The organism is Nitrospirota bacterium (assembly GCA_016195565.1).
Classification (GTDB): domain Bacteria; phylum Nitrospirota; class Thermodesulfovibrionia; order Thermodesulfovibrionales; family UBA1546; genus UBA1546.
Map to the genome: position 1 here is coordinate 1 of JACPZK010000028.1, position 18,080 is coordinate 18,080.

26 protein-coding genes and 1 pseudogene are annotated in these 18,080 nt (G+C 42.3%); 3 read left to right on the forward strand and 24 right to left on the reverse strand.

Features of this window, described 5'->3' with window-relative positions; genetic code table 11:
* Positions 1-889, reverse strand: an 889-nt coding sequence (locus tag HY035_09015) for a LysR family transcriptional regulator (GenBank protein ID MBI3378520.1), incomplete at its 3' end; no start/stop codon positions are given.
* Between the two features lie 1,203 nt (positions 890-2,092).
* On the opposite strand from HY035_09015, the gene HY035_09020 reads away from it, so the two are divergent.
* Entirely contained in the window at positions 2,093-2,764 is a 672-nt protein-coding gene (locus HY035_09020; GenBank protein MBI3378521.1) for a type 1 glutamine amidotransferase domain-containing protein, read from the forward strand.
* A gap of 38 nt (positions 2,765-2,802) precedes the next feature.
* Here HY035_09020 and HY035_09025 read toward each other — a convergent pair whose 3' ends face one another.
* The 12 genes and pseudogenes from HY035_09025 to HY035_09080 form a co-directional block, all read right to left on the reverse strand.
* The gene (locus HY035_09025; protein ID MBI3378522.1) at positions 2,803-3,075 is read right to left on the reverse strand and encodes a chorismate mutase; all 273 of its coding nucleotides are present in this window, start codon (positions 3,073-3,075) and stop codon (positions 2,803-2,805) included.
* A 42-nt stretch (positions 3,076-3,117) separates the two neighbouring features.
* Entirely contained in the window at positions 3,118-3,576 is a 459-nt protein-coding gene (locus HY035_09030) for a hypothetical protein (GenBank protein ID MBI3378523.1), read from the reverse strand.
* Positions 3,540-3,938, reverse strand: coding sequence for a GNAT family N-acetyltransferase (locus tag HY035_09035; protein MBI3378524.1), 399 nt, complete (start codon positions 3,936-3,938; stop codon positions 3,540-3,542). The genes HY035_09030 and HY035_09035 overlap by 37 nt, the downstream gene beginning before the upstream one ends.
* Before the next feature lie 149 nt (positions 3,939-4,087).
* A complete protein-coding gene (locus HY035_09040) occupies positions 4,088-4,804 on the reverse strand; it encodes a DNA alkylation repair protein (GenBank protein MBI3378525.1) in 717 nt (238 codons plus the stop codon).
* Positions 4,805-4,809: 5 nt separating this feature from the next.
* Complete coding sequence (locus HY035_09045; protein ID MBI3378526.1) at positions 4,810-5,244, reverse strand: CGGC domain-containing protein; 435 nt, start codon at positions 5,242-5,244, stop codon at positions 4,810-4,812.
* Positions 5,245-5,269: 25 nt separating this feature from the next.
* Positions 5,270-5,605: a cupin domain-containing protein gene (locus HY035_09050; protein ID MBI3378527.1), complete on the reverse strand. Its 336-nt coding sequence runs from the start codon at positions 5,603-5,605 to the stop codon at positions 5,270-5,272.
* Positions 5,606-5,622: 17 nt separating this feature from the next.
* Positions 5,623-5,928: an NIPSNAP family protein gene (locus HY035_09055; protein MBI3378528.1), complete on the reverse strand. Its 306-nt coding sequence runs from the start codon at positions 5,926-5,928 to the stop codon at positions 5,623-5,625.
* 18 nt (positions 5,929-5,946) lie between these two features.
* The gene (locus tag HY035_09060) at positions 5,947-6,864 is read right to left on the reverse strand and encodes an MBL fold metallo-hydrolase (GenBank protein ID MBI3378529.1); all 918 of its coding nucleotides are present in this window, start codon (positions 6,862-6,864) and stop codon (positions 5,947-5,949) included.
* A gap of 23 nt (positions 6,865-6,887) precedes the next feature.
* Positions 6,888-7,355: a nuclear transport factor 2 family protein gene (locus HY035_09065; protein ID MBI3378530.1), complete on the reverse strand. Its 468-nt coding sequence runs from the start codon at positions 7,353-7,355 to the stop codon at positions 6,888-6,890.
* Between the two features lie 18 nt (positions 7,356-7,373).
* A complete protein-coding gene (locus HY035_09070) occupies positions 7,374-7,958 on the reverse strand; it encodes a flavodoxin family protein (protein MBI3378531.1) in 585 nt (194 codons plus the stop codon).
* A gap of 138 nt (positions 7,959-8,096) precedes the next feature.
* The gene (locus tag HY035_09075; protein MBI3378532.1) at positions 8,097-9,200 is read right to left on the reverse strand and encodes an NADH:flavin oxidoreductase; all 1,104 of its coding nucleotides are present in this window, start codon (positions 9,198-9,200) and stop codon (positions 8,097-8,099) included.
* A gap of 27 nt (positions 9,201-9,227) precedes the next feature.
* Positions 9,228-10,050, reverse strand: a pseudogene (locus HY035_09080) (nitroreductase family protein).
* A 119-nt stretch (positions 10,051-10,169) separates the two neighbouring features.
* Here HY035_09080 and HY035_09085 point away from each other — a divergent pair.
* Positions 10,170-10,496, forward strand: a complete 327-nt coding sequence (locus tag HY035_09085; protein ID MBI3378533.1) for a helix-turn-helix transcriptional regulator — start codon at positions 10,170-10,172, stop codon at positions 10,494-10,496.
* On the opposite strand, the gene HY035_09090 is transcribed toward HY035_09085, so the two are convergent.
* From HY035_09090 to HY035_09140, 11 genes are all read right to left on the reverse strand, one after another.
* Positions 10,482-11,027 (reverse strand): cysteine hydrolase, encoded by a 546-nt coding sequence (locus HY035_09090; GenBank protein ID MBI3378534.1) that lies wholly within the window; start codon positions 11,025-11,027, stop codon positions 10,482-10,484. The two genes, HY035_09085 and HY035_09090, sit on opposite strands and share 15 nt — an antisense overlap.
* Positions 11,028-11,040: 13 nt before the next feature.
* A complete protein-coding gene (locus HY035_09095; GenBank protein MBI3378535.1) occupies positions 11,041-11,340 on the reverse strand; it encodes a cupin domain-containing protein in 300 nt (99 codons plus the stop codon).
* A gap of 47 nt (positions 11,341-11,387) precedes the next feature.
* Positions 11,388-12,176, reverse strand: a complete 789-nt coding sequence (locus HY035_09100) for a PhzF family phenazine biosynthesis protein (protein ID MBI3378536.1) — start codon at positions 12,174-12,176, stop codon at positions 11,388-11,390.
* Positions 12,177-12,193: 17 nt separating this feature from the next.
* Positions 12,194-12,913: a class I SAM-dependent methyltransferase gene (locus tag HY035_09105; protein MBI3378537.1), complete on the reverse strand. Its 720-nt coding sequence runs from the start codon at positions 12,911-12,913 to the stop codon at positions 12,194-12,196.
* 8 nt (positions 12,914-12,921) lie between these two features.
* Positions 12,922-13,284 (reverse strand): cupin domain-containing protein, encoded by a 363-nt coding sequence (locus HY035_09110; GenBank protein ID MBI3378538.1) that lies wholly within the window; start codon positions 13,282-13,284, stop codon positions 12,922-12,924.
* Between the two features lie 145 nt (positions 13,285-13,429).
* The gene (gene yedA / locus HY035_09115) at positions 13,430-14,314 is read right to left on the reverse strand and encodes a drug/metabolite exporter YedA (GenBank protein MBI3378539.1); all 885 of its coding nucleotides are present in this window, start codon (positions 14,312-14,314) and stop codon (positions 13,430-13,432) included.
* 14 nt (positions 14,315-14,328) lie between these two features.
* The gene (locus HY035_09120) at positions 14,329-14,871 is read right to left on the reverse strand and encodes a pyridoxamine 5'-phosphate oxidase family protein (protein ID MBI3378540.1); all 543 of its coding nucleotides are present in this window, start codon (positions 14,869-14,871) and stop codon (positions 14,329-14,331) included.
* A gap of 16 nt (positions 14,872-14,887) precedes the next feature.
* Positions 14,888-15,415, reverse strand: a complete 528-nt coding sequence (locus HY035_09125) for a methyltransferase domain-containing protein (protein ID MBI3378541.1) — start codon at positions 15,413-15,415, stop codon at positions 14,888-14,890.
* 28 nt (positions 15,416-15,443) lie between these two features.
* A complete protein-coding gene (locus HY035_09130; protein MBI3378542.1) occupies positions 15,444-15,674 on the reverse strand; it encodes a methyltransferase domain-containing protein in 231 nt (76 codons plus the stop codon).
* 373 nt (positions 15,675-16,047) lie between these two features.
* Positions 16,048-16,509, reverse strand: coding sequence for a putative toxin-antitoxin system toxin component, PIN family (locus tag HY035_09135; GenBank protein MBI3378543.1), 462 nt, complete (start codon positions 16,507-16,509; stop codon positions 16,048-16,050).
* Positions 16,490-16,777, reverse strand: a complete 288-nt coding sequence (locus HY035_09140) for an AbrB/MazE/SpoVT family DNA-binding domain-containing protein (GenBank protein ID MBI3378544.1) — start codon at positions 16,775-16,777, stop codon at positions 16,490-16,492. Before HY035_09140 ends, HY035_09135 begins: the two co-directional genes overlap by 20 nt.
* A 174-nt stretch (positions 16,778-16,951) precedes the next feature.
* On the opposite strand from HY035_09140, the gene HY035_09145 reads away from it, so the two are divergent.
* Entirely contained in the window at positions 16,952-18,073 is a 1,122-nt protein-coding gene (locus tag HY035_09145) for a radical SAM protein (GenBank protein MBI3378545.1), read from the forward strand.
* Positions 18,074-18,080: the final 7 nt, after the last annotated feature.

The following is an 18,080-nucleotide window of genomic DNA, read 5'->3' on the forward strand; positions in this document are numbered from 1 at the left end:
ATCTTGATTTCAACAGTTCTGCCTTAATCTGCATTATCATTTCATTATTTCTGTCAATTTTTCTATAAACAAGAAATATCTCGTTTTTAATTGCCGTTCCACCCTTCCACAACATCTTTATTCTGCCTCTATTTAATTCTCCACTACATAAATAGTCTGGAAGCAGACTAATGCCAAACCCTAACTCAACAGCCTTTTTAATTGCATGCAGGTTTGGAATTACCATTGTTGGCTGTATATTGGGCCTCTTTTTAAAATTTTCAAGCCAAAAGCGTCTGATTATCGGCAAATTGGTATCGTAAGTAATCCATTTTTGATTTGTAAGCCAATGTTCAAATAGATTATTTTGCTCATCTCTTTTGCTCTTTTTAAAATTTGGCAGTAAAATATCCGATGCGCCCACCAACAAGAAACTCTCATCAGCTAATTTTGTAAACTCAAAATCTTTTTTGTCAGGCTTTTGCGTTGCAATCACAATATCTAAATCTCCTTTTTCCAATTTCTCAATTAATTTGGCAGTTATATCAAACTGGAACCAAAACCTGAAAATAGAATTTTTTAATTTATGCAGTGCAATTTGATGAAAATACTCCAATGGGGTGCCAATGCGTATGAGCGGCAGTTCTTTGCTAATTCTTTTGAATTTCTGCTCAACCCTTTCAAGCCCCTCAATAGCCCCGATTAACTGGCTGTAAAGCTCTTTGCCATATTCAGTAGGCACCATCTTTCTGGGTGTGCGAATGAATAGCTTGCGACCCATTAATGTTTCCAATGCAGAAAGGTGTTGGCTAACGCCCGGCTGGGTCATATATAACGCCTCTGCTGCTCCAGTTATTGTGCCAATCTTATAAATAGCAGTAAAGCTGCGATACCATTCTAAATTTACCATAAAAATATTTATATATATATCAAGATTATATTATTTGAATTATAGATAATTCTAAGTTATATTGCAATAAAAAAGAAAATGAAAGGAGGGAAGCCGAAATGCTTTAACACATTCATAATTTTTCAGTGCTGAAGGGTATTGGTAAAAAAATAACTAAACGGATGATTAGTGAAAACAGATAAGGAGAACAAAATGGTATCAAAAACTACTTTTAAAGGATTATTAACAATAATTGTGTTATTTTTTGCTTCTATAAATTATACTTGGGCACAAGAAATACCAGATGTAACGTACACGCTGCATGGTGAAAATGTTTATCCTGAAGGTATTACTTATGATGCAAAAACCGAATCGTTGTTTGTAGGTAGTTTTTATAAAGGCGAAATTCAACATATACAAAAAGGGAATGTTACTGTTTTTGTCCCTGCTGGACAGGATGAGCTTCATTCAGTAGTTGGTCTGTTCGCAGATGCTAAAAGACGACGTCTATGGGTATGTAATTCTGAAGCAGGGGCAAGTCAACGCTCCACACCTGAATCAATCGGCAAGGCAAGCGTTCATATTTATGATTTAGATAGAAAGGTGCTGCTAAAAAAAGTTGCTTTAACTCAGCAATCAGGCCATTTTTGCAATGATATTGCTCTGGATGCAAATGGCAATGCTTATATCACGGATTCTTTCAGTCCTATCATTTGGAAAGTGGATAGTACAACCTTTGTTTTAAGTGAATTTGTAAATGATGACAGATTCCGTGGCGAGGGCTTCAATTTGAATGGGATTCAAATTACTTCGGATGGAAAGTATTTAATTACTGTCAAAATGAATTCTGGCCAGTTGTTCCGAATCTCACTAAAAGACAGAGCAGTGATAGAAATAAAATTAAATCGGCCGATTGATGCCGGAGATGGTATGATTTTTTCTGACAAGCACGAATTACTTGTGGTAGAGGGGTTTGGCGCCAAAGAACCAGGAATCGCAAACCTCATATTCTCAAAAGATTATAGTTCAGCCACTGTTTCCAAGAAATTTCAATCGCCAAGAATAAAGGTGCCGACCACTATAACGATTGCGGACGGTAGACTGTTTGTAGTCAACAGTCAATTTAACCACCTTTTTAAGCCCGAAGAATTAGGCCCACCTGAGCCAGCATTTAGCATAGTAGGGTTTGACCTTAAACAATTAAAACAACAAGGAGGTGTAGCAATGAAAAAGGTATTATTCGTAGTAACAAACCATGATAAATTAGGCAATACTGGGAAACAAACAGGTTTTTACCTGTCAGAAGTTTCCCATCCACATAAGGTATTGACCGAGAAAGGATTTGAAATTGATTTTGTGAGCCCGAAGGGCGGCAAGGCTCCAATGGATGGGATTGACCTCAATGACCCAATCAACAAATCCTTTCTTAACAACAAGAGCTATGTTGCCAAAGTGGAAAACACACTTACTCCGAATCAGGTGAACCCTGCCGACTATGCCGCAATCTTTTATGCAGGAGGACACGGTACAATGTGGGATTTCCCGGATAATGAGAAGATTGCAAAAATCGCATCTGCTGTTTACGAGAATGGCGGGGTGGTAGCAGCCGTTTGCCATGGACCTGCAGGATTGGTAAATATCAAACTGCCCAATGGTAAATATTTGGTGGATGGCAAAACAGTATCTTCCTTTACAAACGAAGAAGAAAAGGCCGTAGGACTTAACAATGTGGTTCCGTTTCTGCTTGAGTCCATGCTGATTGAACGAGGGGCAAGGCATACAAAAGCTCCACTCTGGCAGTTGCATGTTGAGGTAAGCGAAAGACTCATTACAGGTCAAAACCCTGCCTCTGCTGAGCAGGTAGGAAGGGCGATGGTCAAATTACTTTCAAAATAGGCTTTTACATGCATTGGGCGAATAGCCTCAATTAGGGGCTATTCGCCTTTAAACTCCTTTAGCTCTCTATCAATGAAGCAACCGATAATAGCTCTGTAAATCTGTTCTGCTATATAAGGGTCAAGACCTGCCTCTGCTGCCTTTGACTTAACTTTATTTATGACCTGTTCAACCCTCTTTGGGTCTCGCACTCCTTGCTCATCTTTTTTCAGCTTTCCTGCCTTAATTACCAGTTTTGCTCTTTTTGATAAAAGCTCTATTATCTCGTCATCAATTTTATCTATTTTTTGTCTTATTTCTTCAAGTGCCATTTTAACTCCTCTTAGAAGCACTATGTCTACTTCTATGATTTTTTATTTCTTCCCTCCATACATCGTAAATATCCCATATTTGTAAAAGCAGTCAACTTCCTTGAAGCCAATCTTTTTCAAGGCGCCCAGTTGATTACCCAGTGTATCGGGTTTGTTATCCTTATTGTCTTTATATCTGCGCATTGTATCATCACCGTAATTAGATTTGTTGAATTCTGTCATAATCTTATCCTTTTCCAAATCCAAGTCTTTTCGGACATATCTGTCTGTATACCATCTATTCTCTGGTTTCCCTGCCTCTTGAGCAAGTATTCTCACAACATTGGAGTGTGCAGGTCTATCAGGTTCTCCTATCCACATGTCAATAAGAGGAATATTGGAATGTTCTTTTTCCGCTATTTGCCTAATCCGTTTGATTTTTTCAAACTTATATATCTCTGTTTCATCACCAAATTTCCTGCCGCCTAATCTTTCTGCAATAGTATCTTTGAGAAAAACCATGTCATCGGAATATCTGCTTCCAATTGACCAGTGGTTCCACGAATTCTACAATTCATCTTCCCTTCGATCTGAAAACCAAAAGATTTATATAATGCGATTGCACGCTTGTTACTCTCCCGAACAATAAGTTCAACACGTATTATCTCTGGATATTCTTTCTTAATCAAAGCAAAAAATTCACTAAAAAGAGACCGTCCGATACCCTTTCCCTGAAACTTGAGATCAATCGCAATTGTCAAATTCCCCAATATGTGATCAAAGACCTTAAGCCTCAGTTGATACGCATGTAATTCTCCCACAATGTCTCCAGAATTTTTATCCAAAGCCACCAACTCAATTCCAGACTCACGACTATGCAACATAAACTCTTCGATATACTCAGCACTAATCTCATCACATTCTCGTACAAGACCACATAAGCTTGCTTATTTTCTTCAGGTCATTGTCCTTCATTGTTTTTTAGCTGTTCGGTTAAGTATTTTTCAGAAATTCCTCAATCACCGGACATAATTCATTTCCCTGTAATCGCTTTTTTCATCTTTTCAGGCAGTCTTTTTGAGCCCTCTCTAAGCGTAAGTCCCGATGCTTTATTCTTTATCTTCATGAGGAAATTAAAAGCTTCATCAGGATTTGCCTTTGCCATCTCTCTTAATCCCCAGCCAATGGCCTTTCTGATAAAAAACTCTTTCTCAGAAACCATCCGCTCTGCGAATTCAAAGAACAGTTTTTTGTCGCCCATATCCTGTCTGAAAAGAAGTATCTGTGAAATCAAGGATGCCCTCCTCATCCAGAAATTTTCAGACTTGCTCCATTTTTTCAAATAATTGAATGCCTTTTTATTTTTCTCAAGAACCGCGCCTACAAGGTGGATTGATATATCATCCACGAGGTCCCATCCCGTGGACTGCATGAGCATTTTCTCAAGCACCGGCATTATTGAAAGATTGAGGCATTCGGGATAGAATTGCAGCATTCTTAGTCCGAGACGCTTTTCGTCATGATATTCCGAATCCCACATCCTTTGTGCAAGTTCCAATATATACTTGCGACTTGCATCACTATTTGATTTTCTGAATTCTTTTGCTATCTTATCGGTAAGCGGCAGTGAGACGCCGAAAAATTTAAACGGGCTTTTCAGATAGCGTTTTTCCTGCACAGCACGTTCACTGTTTGAATATCGTTTTAACTCATCTCTCAGAGCGTAGATTTGTTTTTGAATTTTCGGCATATAAACTAATCCTTCTCCAAAATCAAATCAACCATCATTTTCCTGGGCTGGCAGAAGAGCTTTTTGACCCTCTCGCGGTATTCTTCCGGTGTAACACGCTCCTGATGCGTGCCGATTATGATTTTAATGTTAGGGAACGCCTCCTCTAAGGCTGCCTTATATTTTTCTTTGAACGGACAGAGCGCCTTCATGCAGTATGTGAAATGGATGGCATCAACCCTGAATTCGGTAAGCGCCCTGATACGCTGAAGCAGTTTGTCAGCGCCTGTTAGAGTAGGACAGCCGGGGCAACTGATAATGCCTACTAAATCCAAGGGCTCATCCTTTGGATAATCTGCAAAGGCTCCCCTGCGCTTTCTGAAATCGGCAAGACAGCTTGCAGAGGAGCATCCTAAATCCTGCGTTGCATTAGAGCATGTGAGGATGCCTATTCGTGCCATACGAATCCTCCTTTCATCCGAGCCTTTATTTCAAAAACTCTTTTCTCACAGGCGACCATGCATCTACGGCTTTACAAGGCGAATTGGCCGTAAAGGCCGAATGAACGGCATTTGATGGTATTGCAATAACATCCCCTGCCTTCAGCGCAGTTGTCTTCCCTCCATAGGTAAAAGTTAATTCCCCGTCAAGCACCAGCGTTATCTGTTCAGCTTCATGATGATGTTCAGGAAATACAGTATTCGGCTCCATCTCAAAATAGGTGAGCATTGTTTTTTCCAATCCCACAGCCCACATCTTTGCGCCAGAAACGCTGGGTTTTAATTGTAGATCAGTTTTTCGATATAAGGTTATTTTATTCATAAGACCCCCTTACCCTTTCATTCAAACACAGGCCGCATAAAACTACGCCCATAGCTTATAATGCACCGTGTCTTTTCTGCATAGGCAAATGCAGCCTGACAATCAGTATCCGTTTTAATCCTTTCCCGATATTTCTCATATTCTGTCAGACTCGGAAAACTGAATAAAGCCACTGCTATATTATTCGCGCCCTCATGCGGCAGAAAATAGCCATGATGCTTGCCGCCGAATTTATTTACGAGCGGAATCCACATCCTTGCATACTTCTCAAAGTCTTCACCCTTATATGGATCAATAACATAACGCAAATAACATGTAACCATTATTCCGCCTCCTATGTTTTATTTCTTCAGATATTTCATCTGAATATTTGACTGAATAAGAGACTCAAGTTCTGCTCTTGACGGCAGTGCCTTTTTTATTTCTGTTGAGATGAATGCAACATCATTTGAATTGGCCGCAAGTTCCTTGGCCTTTTTGTCAAAGGCAATCAGATAATTCTTCATGTCCTCAATGTCTTTTTTACTCGAAATAGGCCCATGTCCGGGAATTATTTTCTCCACATCAATTGTCATGATGTAATCGAGCACTTTGACCCAGCTTTCAATATCTCCATCAGCAATATACGGGTGGTAGTTTGTGAATAAAATATCCCCTGCAAACAGTATTTTATTTTCAGGCAGATAGATCATAATGCTTCCCTCTGTGTGCGAAGAACCGGTATAGATAAGTTCTACTTTCTGGCCGCCCAAATCGATTTCCATTCTGTCAGTAAAGGTCAATTCAGGATATACAATCTTCGTGCCTTTCATATCTTTTTCTGCAAGTCCATATACTCTTGAGTTTTTAAGGGTGGCTTCGCTTTCTTTTTTCATTTTCTCTGCGTCTTTTACCTGTGAAATAATTACTGCGCCAAGTTTCTTGAACTCTGAATTGCCGAATGTATGGTCGAGATGGTTGTGAGTATTGATGACATATTTTATCGGCTTCTTCGAAATTGCCCTTATATCCCCGATAAATCGCCTTGCTTCTTTCGCCGATATAAGCGTATCAATCACCACAATACCTTCCCTGCCGATAATTATGCCCGCATTCGCACCGTAGCTGTTTTGAGGGGTGCTGTTTTTCGTATCCACATACGAATAAACGCCATCAGCTATCTTTGTCAGTTTTTCTGCAGCAAATACATTTCCGCATAATACGGCATAAACCATAACAACCAATACTGCCAGCCATTTGATGCCACTGTGCTTTTTCATTTTAATTCCTCCTTTGTATTTGTTTATGCATTATTTCTGACCGCTGTCTGATAGCGAGCCAAAAGTGTTGGATCATCAATTGAACCGTGATGATGAACCTGCAGCCACTGTCCGTCAAATAATTTGAAGATTCTGGTAGTCCTTATTGCCAGTTTGACAATATTGTCACCGATGCGGAATTCACCACGCTCCCTGCCTATAGCATAAAACATTTCTTTTGTCTCATGTATTGTATAGTCATAGAATTCAACATAAACCCTTGCTGGTCCATTAAATATGCGTTCATAAACTGCCTTTATTTCATCCCATCCCTTCTTAATGTCGCCAAGGGGGTTATCCATTGCAATATCCTCGGTTTGTGCCCAGTTTTTGGACATGAGCATAATATCGCGGGTATTGAAGGCGCGGTAAAACTGAACAAGCGAGCAAAAAAGAGATGACGGGTCTTCCTGATTTTCGTTTCCTGTTATCGGTATTTGTATTGGTTGCATTTCAGCGCCTCCTGCACCTTATCTGGCAAGCTTACGGCCAAAGGCCATTGCCCGTTCGCGAAGTTCTCCGTCCTGTTTGATGTCATCGTTATACATGGATGCAAAAGGAACGAGTAGTGAGTCTATTTCGATACCTGCAAATCCGGCAGTTGCCTTGAAGGTCTGTTCCACAAGGCTGAGTCCGGGATTGATGTCGCCTCCTGCTGTTGCGATCAGCCCAAGTTTGAGCTTGCCGAGATTGTGATAGTAGTTTCCTTTTTCCGGATCGAGTTTAATCAGCGAATACATCCTGTCCATAAGCAGTTTCAACTGTGCGCTCGGCCCAAAGAAATAAACAGGAGTTGCGAATACAACAACATCATTATCCGGTATTTTTGCCAGAACAGGCTTCATCTCATCATCCACAGCGCACTCGAATTTATCCGACTTCTGGCATCCCAAACAGGCGATGCAGCCGTTATTCTTACTTTTCAATTGGGCTACATCTATAACCTCAACATCTGCTCCTGCATCCTTTGCTCCCTCAACAAACCATCCTACAACAGTATTGGTATTGCCTTTCTTTCTCGGACTGCCGCTTAAAATCATAATCTTTTTACTCATAACCTATCCTCCAATTCTTTTTAAAAGGACTACATATACTTTTTAATCTCTCCGGTAACGGTCGCCTTTTTACACCATTCAAGGAGATTCTCCCTTTCACCTATATATTGATAGTATGGGACTGTCCGGTTTCCAATATTAACTCCTTTGATTGAAAGTCACGCAGTAAAACTTCCTCTCATTAACAGCAGCGCCAAAGCATTTATTGCATGATATGCATCTTGCCTTCTTCCTGTCGCCGGACTGCCATTTTTTTATGAGATCAGGTTCTGATATGAGCGGTCTGGAAATGCTGAAAAATTGTGCTGACCCCTCGCGATAAATATCCTCCATTACCTCAAGGGAGCGAAGTCCTCCCACGAGTATCAGCGGGCATTTCAGGTGAAGCTTGAACTGTTTTGCATAATCCCTGAAATATGCCTCCTTTTCCGGGCTATTAATCCCGGCTCTCGCAGGCATAAGCTCTCCTGATGCAAGTATTCCACCGCTTAATTCTATGGCATCGATACCCATATCAGATAACCTTTTGCAGACCCACAGAGAATCTTCAGGGGAAAGTCCGGCTCCTCCGTCAAAGTCCGATGAATTTATCTTTATCATTACAGGATAATCCCTGCCGATTTTTTCTCTTACAGCATCGTATATCTCAAAGATTATCCTTGCCCTGTTCTCAATGGAGCCGCCATATTCGTCAGTGCGCCTGTTTGAATAGGGAGAGAGAAACTGCGAAAGCAAATAACCATGGGCAGCATGTATTTCCACACCGTCAAATCCAGACTCTTTTGCCCTCCTTGCTGCCTCTGCAAATTCATTTACGACACGCTTTATGTCGTTAATACTCATCTCAACAGGCATATTGCCGGTTGCCCTCTCTTTCATAGCAGACGGAGCTTCAAGGGGCATGCCGGTATCAAACATACCCTGTGAGCCGCCATGGGCAATTTGGAGTACAATTTTACCGCCATGCTCATGGACTGCTTCTGTAAGGCGTTTGAGGCCGGTGATTACGGCATCGTTGTCAGCGCCGAGCTTGCCAAAAAGCGCCTTGCCTCTTTTGGTGACAAAGGAATACCCGGTCAGTATAAGACCGACTCCGCCCTTTGCAAGGTCTCTGTAGATTTCAATTAACGGTTCGGTTACTTCACCGTTTTCACCAGCCAGCCCTTCCCATGTGGCTGACCTCACAAAGCGGTTTCTTAACTCCATGTTTCCGATAAATGCCTTCTGAAAAAGCTCGTTCATTGTAACCTCCTCCTTCTCATTTTAATATTACCGCCACTCAACCATGGCGGCATTTCGTTGTGGAATCCGGTGGTATTTATATTTTGGATATCCAACCATCATCGCTAAACATGTATCTTCTTCGGGCAGTCCGAGGGCCTGCTGCAATGGCGGCCACTGGTTTGCAGCTAAATAAACGAATCCGGCCCAGCAGGCGCCAAGGCCAAAGGCCGAAGCAGCTAATTCAAAATAGGTCAGAGCTATGGCACAGTCTGTTGCGGCAGTAGAATAGTCTTTTGGGGCATGGGGAACAATGAGGGCAGGTGCGCTGCGGCAGACCCTGTCAAACCCCGCCTCCCAGTCGGCCACAACGCGGTCCAAACGATTCCTGACTGCAATCGGGTTCTTGTTCTCTAAGTAAATGTCTAACCCAGTCGATGATCAATCCAGCCAACCGCCTGACCTCATCCTTATCATCTATAACCAGCCACCTGACCGGTTGAGTATTGCTGCCGGTGGGAGCATATCGGGCGACATCTATCAGTTTGGTGAGAACCTCACGCTCTACAGCCCTATCCTCGTAAGTGCGAATGGACCTGCGAGACCGCATTAAATGCTCAATTTGTTCCGATCCGGGGAGTAAATCCTTCTGCACAGGTATGCACTCCTCTGATTTCATGGTTGCAAGAGACATGGCTCCGTGCGGGCATACGGCAACACAATGTCCGCAGTTGATACACATCTCATCGGCCCCGTTAATGGGAATGGGGACTGACTTTTTATCCTTCAATTCGATTAATTGCAAAGGGCATTCCGCTACACAGATACCATCACGCTTGCATTTTTCCTTATCCACGACAAATAGACTCATGACTTCTTCCTCCTTTTTAAAGTTAATATTGACAAACAATATCAACATCAGTATACTTTGTCAAGTAGTTACATTTAGGTTATACAGTTACAAAAAAGATACTATTGGAGGAGTGTATAATGGGCTATGAGGCATGTACCGGGGAATGTCCTGTAGAAAGAACATTAAAAATCATCGGCAGCAAGTGGACGATTTTGATAATCAGGGACCTTCTTCAAGCGACAAAAAGATTCGGTGAACTTAGAAAATCACTTACAGGAATCAGTCCGAAGACATTATCGGAGAGACTGAAGACATTGGAGAAAAAAGGGATCGTTACAAGGAAGATTTATCCTGAAGTTCCTCCGAGAGTTGAATATAGTCTTACTAAAAGGGGCAAGAGCCTCAGCTCAATTATCATGGACATGAATAAATGGGGGAAGGCTGCAAACTTAAATAAGTTGTAACCACTCCGAGATTTTCATTATCTTACTAAATCTCATCGCTTGAGTTACCGATATAGCCCTGTGAAGTTCCTCGGCAGTTACAAAACCTGCATTATTTGTGAAGGGAAGGGTTCCTGTTGCATCAGACAGAAACTCCACATTAAACCCTAAATGAAAAGCCTGTCTGGCTGTTGTATCGCAGCACATCTGTGTCATATATCCAGAGATTACTACAGTATCAATATCCCTCTCTTTGAGCCATGATTCCAGTATTGTGCCGGTAAAACTTCCCGGCAGGTTTTTCTCTACAAAAAGGTCATGCGGACGTTTTGCAATTTCAGGATGAAGCTCCCACTCAGGACTTCCTTTTCTGAAGACAGGAGAATCTGCTGCCTTGGCTGTATGTCGAATAACAACAACTGGAATGCCATGCTCGGAGGCAGCATCCATTACTCGCAGAATATTTTCAAAACTTCCTGCCGGATAGGATACCGGCAGCTTGCCGGTGAAATATTCATTTTGCACATCAATAACCAGTAATGCCCTTTTCATGAGTTACCTTCCTTTATAAGTAGTCTTCTCTTATGGGATACCATGCATCCACTGCCCTTGTTGGCTTGTCTAAAATCTTTGCACTGTGTTCCTGGTTGGATAGAATTACAACCCCATCTCCAGCTTTTAAAACCTTTGTCTCTCCATTAACGGTAAATTCTATCGCTCCTTCAATTATATATGTTATCTGCTCATGCGGATGTTTATGTGATGGAATCACTGCATTAGGCTCAAACTCAAAGAAGGTCATCATTGTCTTTTCACCTGAGACAGCCCTGAGTGTGATGCCTTCAAGAATTTGTTTTGCCTTCAAATCTGATTCCTTGAAAAAATTTATTTTTCTTCTCCTTGTTTGAATCTTTAATGTTCTCTTAATTCCGCGCAAAAGACTGTAACTGCCTTACCGCTTATAAAGACTCTGTCTTTTTCAACTCTGACCTTCAGGAATCCGCCCCTTTCCGATGCCTGAAATGCAGTTAATTCATTCTTGTTCAGCCTCCTCTTCCAGTAAGGCCCTAAACAGCAATGCGCAGAACCTGTCACAGGGTCTTCAGGAATGCCGTATGCCGGAGCAAAGAACCTTGAAACAAAATCAATTCCGTCTGCGTTTGAAATGCTCGTTACCATCACGCCCCTTGCGTCAAGCCTTTTTAAAAGTTCATAATCAGGATTCAGAGCCTTAACTATCTCTTCAGATTCGACCTCCACAATATAATCCATGCGGTTTTTGCCGGCATACTTAGGCATAACCTTCAACCCCTCAATGAGTTCTTTTGGCGCAGATATTCCCCTGTCCTCTTCAGATGGAAAATTCAGCTCTATAAAACCATCTTTCCGCACGGCTGTCAACAGCCCGCTCTTTGTAAAAAATCTTGCCTCTTTATCCGATGGCAATATCCCTGTCTCCCATAAAACATGGGCGCTCGCAAGAGTGGCATGTCCGCAGAGGCCTACCTCTCTTTTGGGAGTAAACCATCTCAGATTAAAACCGTCATCCTGTTTGATCAAGAAAGCGGTTTCCGATAAGTTCATTTCTCCTGCAACATTCTGCATCCATGCCTCATCTTTTGGCAAAGGCAGTATGCATACAGCCGCCGGATTGCCTGAAAACATCTTGTCCGTAAAAGCGTCAACCTGATAGATTTTCATCTTTCATTACCTCCTTTTCATTTTGCAAAACATCGTTTATCAGCGTACAGCTTCAGCATCAGATTGCCCCCACGCTGGAATTCAAAAGGCGCTTTCTTTATTTCAAAACCTATCCTCTCCGAATGAAGAAAACCCAGAACGTCATTTAAATAAGGATACGGCTTTGCATCCAGGCCGGCCAGAGGGAATATCCTTACTTCTCCAGAGGCTACTCTCACAAGTTCTTTTAAACACGCAATATGAAAATCAAAATCCAGCCTGTCGCCATACAGAAATAAAAAATTACTTGAAAGCACAAGCGAAAATGTCTTGTCGGAAAAAAGTAGATGTGGCATCTCTGCCTGAACATACTGCCCTTCTTTTGAGCCGACGGGGAAATCATTTGCAAATATTTCTAAAGCCCTACTTCTCAGTGCCATAACCTCATCTTTGTTTTTGTAATATTTCCATGTGTAAAGATGCGATACCTCAGCAAATTTCTCAAAGACATGCTGCAAGTCATTTTTGCCCTTCTCCATGAGTTCACCAGAAGTCAAGTCATATAAAATATCGCATGCAGTAACATTAATACCCAGCTTGTGTGCTTCTGCTGCGAACGACGATGCCCCTGCAGGGCAGTCCAATATTCGGCCATTCCTGAGAAGTGATTCATCAAGACCGAACATGTCCATATATTCAGCGTATGTCCGACCGAAGAAAGCAATGCGGTCTATGTCTAATTGATCTCGTTCTTTCATTGTATGTCTTAAATCACCTTTTTATCGTAAAGCTCTTTTATATCAAAGGCAGGTGTCGATGCTGAAATATAACTGAACATTTCATTGGTTATGTTTTTGATAGCATGAGGCACATTCGGGGGGATATAAATCAGATCACCCTCTGTTACATCCTGCTCTTCGCTGCCCACCTGCATACGTCCCTTTCCCTTGATAATCACATATACCTGCTCTGGTGCATGGCTATGCAGTTTCTGGCTTGAGCCTGGAAGAACGTCAACCCAGGTTATAGCAAGTTGATCACCAGGAACATCTCCTTGTTGAAGTAGAATATGAGATATGAGCCCATCGCGCTCCCGCCGGGGCGCCTTTGATTTGTTCTGCTTAAACATAGTTACCTTCCTTTCAAATATTTATTCTAAAAAAAATATTAGAAAAGCCTCGCTCCCTTAAGCCCTAAAAAAGCAATAATGCCAAACCCGAAAATAATTATACCCTTAAGAAAGAAATTGATGCCCATCACTCCTCTTGTTTAGCCTAATTACTTCTCTTTCCGCCAAATAATACAAGCACCACGCCTGCAATAATTATCAACATTGCTGTAATTCCCACCATTGTAATCCGTTCCCCTGCAAGTACAACACCTAACCCCACCGCGATAACAGGATTAACATATGCATAACTGGTTGCAAGTGCCGGTCGTGCCTTTCTTAAGAGATAAGTATAGGCGCTGAAACCTATTAGTGAACCGAATATCATCAAGTAAAACAGCGCTCCTACAGAACGCCATGCAGGGAATCCGTTCATCTTCTCACCTGTAAGAAAACTTGCTGCGAGTAACAATGCACCTCCGGCTATCATTTCCACTGCGCTTGCCATTAGTCCTGACGGAAGAGACAAATGGCGGCTCCATACAGAGCCGAAGGCCCAGCATATGGCTGCTATTATCAAGGCTATTGCACCTGCAGGGCTTGCCCTTAAATCGCCCTCAAAGTTTAAAAGTATAATCCCAGTAAAGCCTAATAACAGTCCGGTCCATTCGAGACTGGCAGGCCAGCGTTTCCAGATTCCAGCGAAAAGCACTGCCCAGAGCGGTACGGTAGCTACTCCCAGTGCAGCCAGTCCTGATGCCACCCACTGCTCAGCAAATACCACTCCGCCATTGCCGCCCAATAACAGAAGACCTCCAACAATTGTTGCTCCTATCCATTGAGAACGATCGGGGTTTGGAGTCCCTCTGATCCTTAGGAAAAGATAAAGTCCACTTCCGGTCACCAGAAATCGCACACCAGCCATCAGAAAAGGAGGAAAGCCTTCCAATGCTATACGAATGCCCAGATAGGTTGAACCCCAGATAAAATAGACAGACAGCAATGCTATCAGCACTTTGACCCTGATGTCTTTATCTTTTAAGTTGCTCATTTTATTCATAATTCCTATCCAAGAACTATCGGTAATTGCACCTTATCCTTCAATGCCTTTAATACCGCCTCTCTCAAGTTATCTTTGCCGAGGTCTTCCTTACCCACCATCTCCTCAATATCTATACTGACAATACCTGTTATTTGTAGTTTTTCCTCAAGGAAATCTCCGTAGCCTCCTTCAGACTGATATTTCTGCATGAGACACTTAAGGCCTAATATTCGCTTTTCCCTGTCCTCCACAACAGAAGCCCTGCCTTTAATAATCACGCTTCGATAAAGGTATTCAGCCTTGCAGGGGTCTGCCGCAGTTCCTTTCACATAGGCTATAGGCAGATCCACCTCAAAGCAGACCCTGTTATCTTTCTTAATATCATCAATCTTTTCTCCCTCTTTCGCAGTGTGAAAATAAATTTTTCCCTCATGATATGCAAAGTTAAGAGGTTTTACCATCGGATAACCGTCTTTGCCTATTGTCCCCAATCTTCCCACATGGCAGGTGCTCAAAAGGTCAATTATCACCGCCTTATCCTTGATCTCTTTTTTGCTCTGACGCATAGTTATTTCTCCTTTATTATTTCTCAGCAAGTGCAAACAGCCTTCTGAAATCAAACTCAATGCCTTTTTCTGTCCTATAATTTTCAAAGCCTATTGCAAAGGCATATTTAAAGCGCGCCTGTTTCTTTTCAGAAAGAAGCGCCAGATACGGCCTTAAGCCCGCAGCCAATCCCCAATCAAGCACATCGTTTATGCTTTCAAATAAAAGTTTGTAGTCTTTGTAAAAGACATTTATATTCCCGAATCCGGAGTCCTTAAGAAAGCCTGCGAATTCTTCCTTTAACGGAAAACGCCACGGAGACTCCATCTTGGAATACACCGATTCAAGCCCGTTTGCTGAAATGGCGCTGTATATATTATCCATCATCGCCCAGCAGAAATCTTTTGCAGGCAATTGGACAGCAATCCGTCCTCCTTTTTTAAGAGCCTTATGCGAGAGCGCTGTTACTTTTTCCTGCTCTTTAATCCACTGAAATGCCGAGTTGGAAAATACGAGATCAAACTGTTCAGCAAAATTCATGGACTGTGCAGCAACCTTCAGCAAATTTATGTTATTTATGTTTTTAGAGACTTTATGTTTTTAGAGACACTGTGTGCCTTTTTAGCATCTCTTCAGACGGATCAATTCCAATAACGCATCCCTTGGATGTTCGGCGTGCAAGCTCAATAGTCAGCTTCCCTGTTCCGCAGCCGATGTCAAGTATAGAATCCTCAGCGCGCACGGTAGCCATCTTAATAAGCTCCCTGCCAACATCTATCTGCGGGCCATGTGCACTGTCATACCTCTCAGCATCCCATCTCATAATGCACCTCCCAAAAAGGTAATAAGTTTAGACAATGGCATAACATTTTCGCTCATTCTCGGTCGTTCCGACCTCCGAGGTTTTGCCTGTCCATGCATTCTGCATTGAGGCAGGCAAAAAAGCCGCTCAAATGCCACGCCATTGTTAACTATCTTCTTCTGCCTCCAAAAATAAAAAAGCCACGGGGTTTATTCCGTGGCCTTTGAAGTTTTCTCTTTGTCCGATTAACAGTTAATAGAATTCCCCTTCAGCCACGGCATCTATGTGCCAGGCATTCTTAAGGACGGCTTTATTAATTGTCATCGGATTGTAAAACATGCTTTAAATATACTCCTCGCTTATTTTTGTGTCAAGAAAAATGTGCGTATTAAGATTAATCAGATTCTAAAGCTCCCAGAATCTCAGGAAGAATTATATCAAGGAACTCTGACGGGCTAAGGATTTTAAAAGAATAGTTGCCCCTTAATTTTGAAAAGTCCTTTTTATCTCCTGTCACAAGAAAATCAGAATTACTCATTATGGCTGACGCAAGCACAGGAACATCCTTGTCCGCGATATGCCCGGACAGGTTTTTTATATCTCTATACGAAGGCAGCGGTATGACCTCGAGGTTAAGCATGTGAAGATACTTATTATATACAGGAAGGACATTAGGCATTTTTTTAGAGAGATTCCTTTCAATCTCAATAATATTATATTCGCCTGTTGCGGCAGAGAGCAGGGGAAGGTCAAGAGATAAGATGTCAAGGATAATGCGCGGCGAACCTTTGTCCGAGAAAAGGCCTGAAATTATAACGTTTGAATCAAGAAAAACCTTAAACCTTTTTCTTGGCATAGGTTTCTTTATAAAGTTTTTCTCTTTCTTCTTTTAAGCCTGCCAGCAGCGCTTCCTCTGAAAGCCCGGAAGCCTTGATAATCTTTCTAATCTGTCTTCTCGCTTCGTCGAGTTCGAGCCTTTTGGGCGTGATTATTACAGAGTCACCCACAGGAATTATAGAAACTACCTGTCCTTCCTCAAGATGGCTTGCGCTTCTTATTTTCTTTGGGATAGTCAGTTGCCCTCTGGACTTTATCTCAGTCACTGCTGTTTTGACAGTCTCCATAGTTCCTCCTTATACTACAAATTCTGATTTCAGAATATCAGAAATCAGAATAATTTGCAATAGCTCACTATTCATATCCGAAAACAGTAAGCCCCGAATGAAAAGCCTTTGCTATGCCTCCCCACACTGTATGACGGATAAATATCCATGTTATAATCCATCAGGTATTTCTGCATGGACACGATAGAAAAGCTTAAAATCCTTTCAAATGATTCGCAATATGACCTCGCCTGCGCTTGCGGAACCAATAAAGATGACCGCAGAAGGAGGGGGCTTGACGGCAAATGGCTCTATCCCGTAACGCTTCCAAATGGCGGTTATTCCATACTTTTGAAGACCCTTCTTTCCAACGCCTGTTCAAACGACTGCAAATATTGCCCCCTGCGGTCTGAAAACAGCGTGCGTCGCTGTACGCTCCGGCCCGAGGAAGTCGCAAATATTTTTATGGAATATTTGAGAAAGAAAAAAGTTTTTGGGTTGTTTTTGAGTTCAGGTGTCATCGGTAATCCGGATTACACGATGGACAGGATCAATGCGGTTGCGCGCATTCTGAGATACAAGCATAATTTCAAGGGCTACATCCATCTGAAAGTCATTCCCGGGGCCTCGGATGCCGCCATAGAAGATTCCATGAAACTCGCAAGCGCAGTGTCGCTCAATATTGAAGCTCCGGGCAAAAAGCGCTTTGACCTGCTTTCAGATAAAAAGGATTATATCAATGATATCGTCCGCCCCTTAAAGCTCATGGCAAGGCTCACAATGCAGGTTCAGAGGTTTTCAAGGGTTAAATGCACCACCCAGTTTATCGTCGGAGCATCGGACGAGCCTGACTCGGAGATTATAGAATCAATGTTCGGCATCTACAAGCGGCTTAAATTTCAGCGTGTCTATTTTTCAGCTTATCAGAAAGGCTTGGGGCATCCCGACATTCCGGGGGAGAAGCGATTGCTTCCAGATACTCAAAACATATTCATGCGTGAGCACCGGCTGTATCAGACTGATTTTCTTATTCGCAGGTACGGCTTTAAAAATGAGGATATTGTTTTTGACAAAAGCGGCAACCTGAGTCTTGATAAAGACCCAAAGCAGATATGGGCAGATACGCATCCTGAATTTTATCCCATAAAAATCAACATCGCGGATAAAGAGGCTCTGCTCAGAGTCCCCGGACTCGGGCTTGAGTCGGTAGCGCGGATTTTAAAGGCAAGGCGTGAGAGAAAAATCTTCGGCATTGAGGATTTAGGGATAAAAGGCAGAAGGGCTGAGAAGATAAAGCAATATGCAGTTTGCGGGTAAACGGGAA

What these genes read in the sequence shown, in the direction of transcription:
- HY035_09065 (MBI3378530.1), bottom strand. Translation starts at nt 7,355, where the DNA reads ATGCAACCAATACAAATACCGATAACAGGAAACGAAAATCAGGAAGAC.
- HY035_09045 (MBI3378526.1), bottom strand. Translation starts at nt 5,244, where the DNA reads ATGGCACGAATAGGCATCCTCACATGCTCTAATGCAACGCAGGATTTA.
- HY035_09105 (MBI3378537.1), bottom strand. Translation starts at nt 12,913, where the DNA reads ATGAAAGAACGAGATCAATTAGACATAGACCGCATTGCTTTCTTCGGT.
- HY035_09135 (MBI3378543.1), bottom strand. Translation starts at nt 16,509, where the DNA reads ATGCCAAGAAAAAGGTTTAAGGTTTTTCTTGATTCAAACGTTATAATT.
- HY035_09070 (MBI3378531.1), bottom strand. Translation starts at nt 7,958, where the DNA reads ATGAGTAAAAAGATTATGATTTTAAGCGGCAGTCCGAGAAAGAAAGGC.
- HY035_09100 (MBI3378536.1), bottom strand. Translation starts at nt 12,176, where the DNA reads ATGAAAATCTATCAGGTTGACGCTTTTACGGACAAGATGTTTTCAGGC.
- HY035_09030 (MBI3378523.1), bottom strand. Translation starts at nt 3,576, where the DNA reads ATGGTTTTTCTCAAAGATACTATTGCAGAAAGATTAGGCGGCAGGAAA.
- HY035_09145 (MBI3378545.1), top strand. Translation starts at nt 16,952, where the DNA reads ATGGACACGATAGAAAAGCTTAAAATCCTTTCAAATGATTCGCAATAT.
- HY035_09075 (MBI3378532.1), bottom strand. Translation starts at nt 9,200, where the DNA reads ATGAACGAGCTTTTTCAGAAGGCATTTATCGGAAACATGGAGTTAAGA.
- HY035_09025 (MBI3378522.1), bottom strand. Translation starts at nt 3,075, where the DNA reads ATGGCACTTGAAGAAATAAGACAAAAAATAGATAAAATTGATGACGAG.
- HY035_09110 (MBI3378538.1), bottom strand. Translation starts at nt 13,284, where the DNA reads ATGTTTAAGCAGAACAAATCAAAGGCGCCCCGGCGGGAGCGCGATGGG.
- HY035_09035 (MBI3378524.1), bottom strand. Translation starts at nt 3,938, where the DNA reads ATGTTGCATAGTCGTGAGTCTGGAATTGAGTTGGTGGCTTTGGATAAA.
- HY035_09040 (MBI3378525.1), bottom strand. Translation starts at nt 4,804, where the DNA reads ATGCCGAAAATTCAAAAACAAATCTACGCTCTGAGAGATGAGTTAAAA.
- HY035_09085 (MBI3378533.1), top strand. Translation starts at nt 10,170, where the DNA reads ATGGGCTATGAGGCATGTACCGGGGAATGTCCTGTAGAAAGAACATTA.
- HY035_09140 (MBI3378544.1), bottom strand. Translation starts at nt 16,777, where the DNA reads ATGGAGACTGTCAAAACAGCAGTGACTGAGATAAAGTCCAGAGGGCAA.
- HY035_09020 (MBI3378521.1), top strand. Translation starts at nt 2,093, where the DNA reads ATGAAAAAGGTATTATTCGTAGTAACAAACCATGATAAATTAGGCAAT.
- HY035_09060 (MBI3378529.1), bottom strand. Translation starts at nt 6,864, where the DNA reads ATGAAAAAGCACAGTGGCATCAAATGGCTGGCAGTATTGGTTGTTATG.
- HY035_09055 (MBI3378528.1), bottom strand. Translation starts at nt 5,928, where the DNA reads ATGGTTACATGTTATTTGCGTTATGTTATTGATCCATATAAGGGTGAA.
- HY035_09130 (MBI3378542.1), bottom strand. Translation starts at nt 15,674, where the DNA reads ATGAGATGGGATGCTGAGAGGTATGACAGTGCACATGGCCCGCAGATA.
- HY035_09120 (MBI3378540.1), bottom strand. Translation starts at nt 14,871, where the DNA reads ATGCGTCAGAGCAAAAAAGAGATCAAGGATAAGGCGGTGATAATTGAC.
- HY035_09050 (MBI3378527.1), bottom strand. Translation starts at nt 5,605, where the DNA reads ATGAATAAAATAACCTTATATCGAAAAACTGATCTACAATTAAAACCC.
- yedA (MBI3378539.1), bottom strand. Translation starts at nt 14,314, where the DNA reads ATGAGCAACTTAAAAGATAAAGACATCAGGGTCAAAGTGCTGATAGCA.
- HY035_09090 (MBI3378534.1), bottom strand. Translation starts at nt 11,027, where the DNA reads ATGAAAAGGGCATTACTGGTTATTGATGTGCAAAATGAATATTTCACC.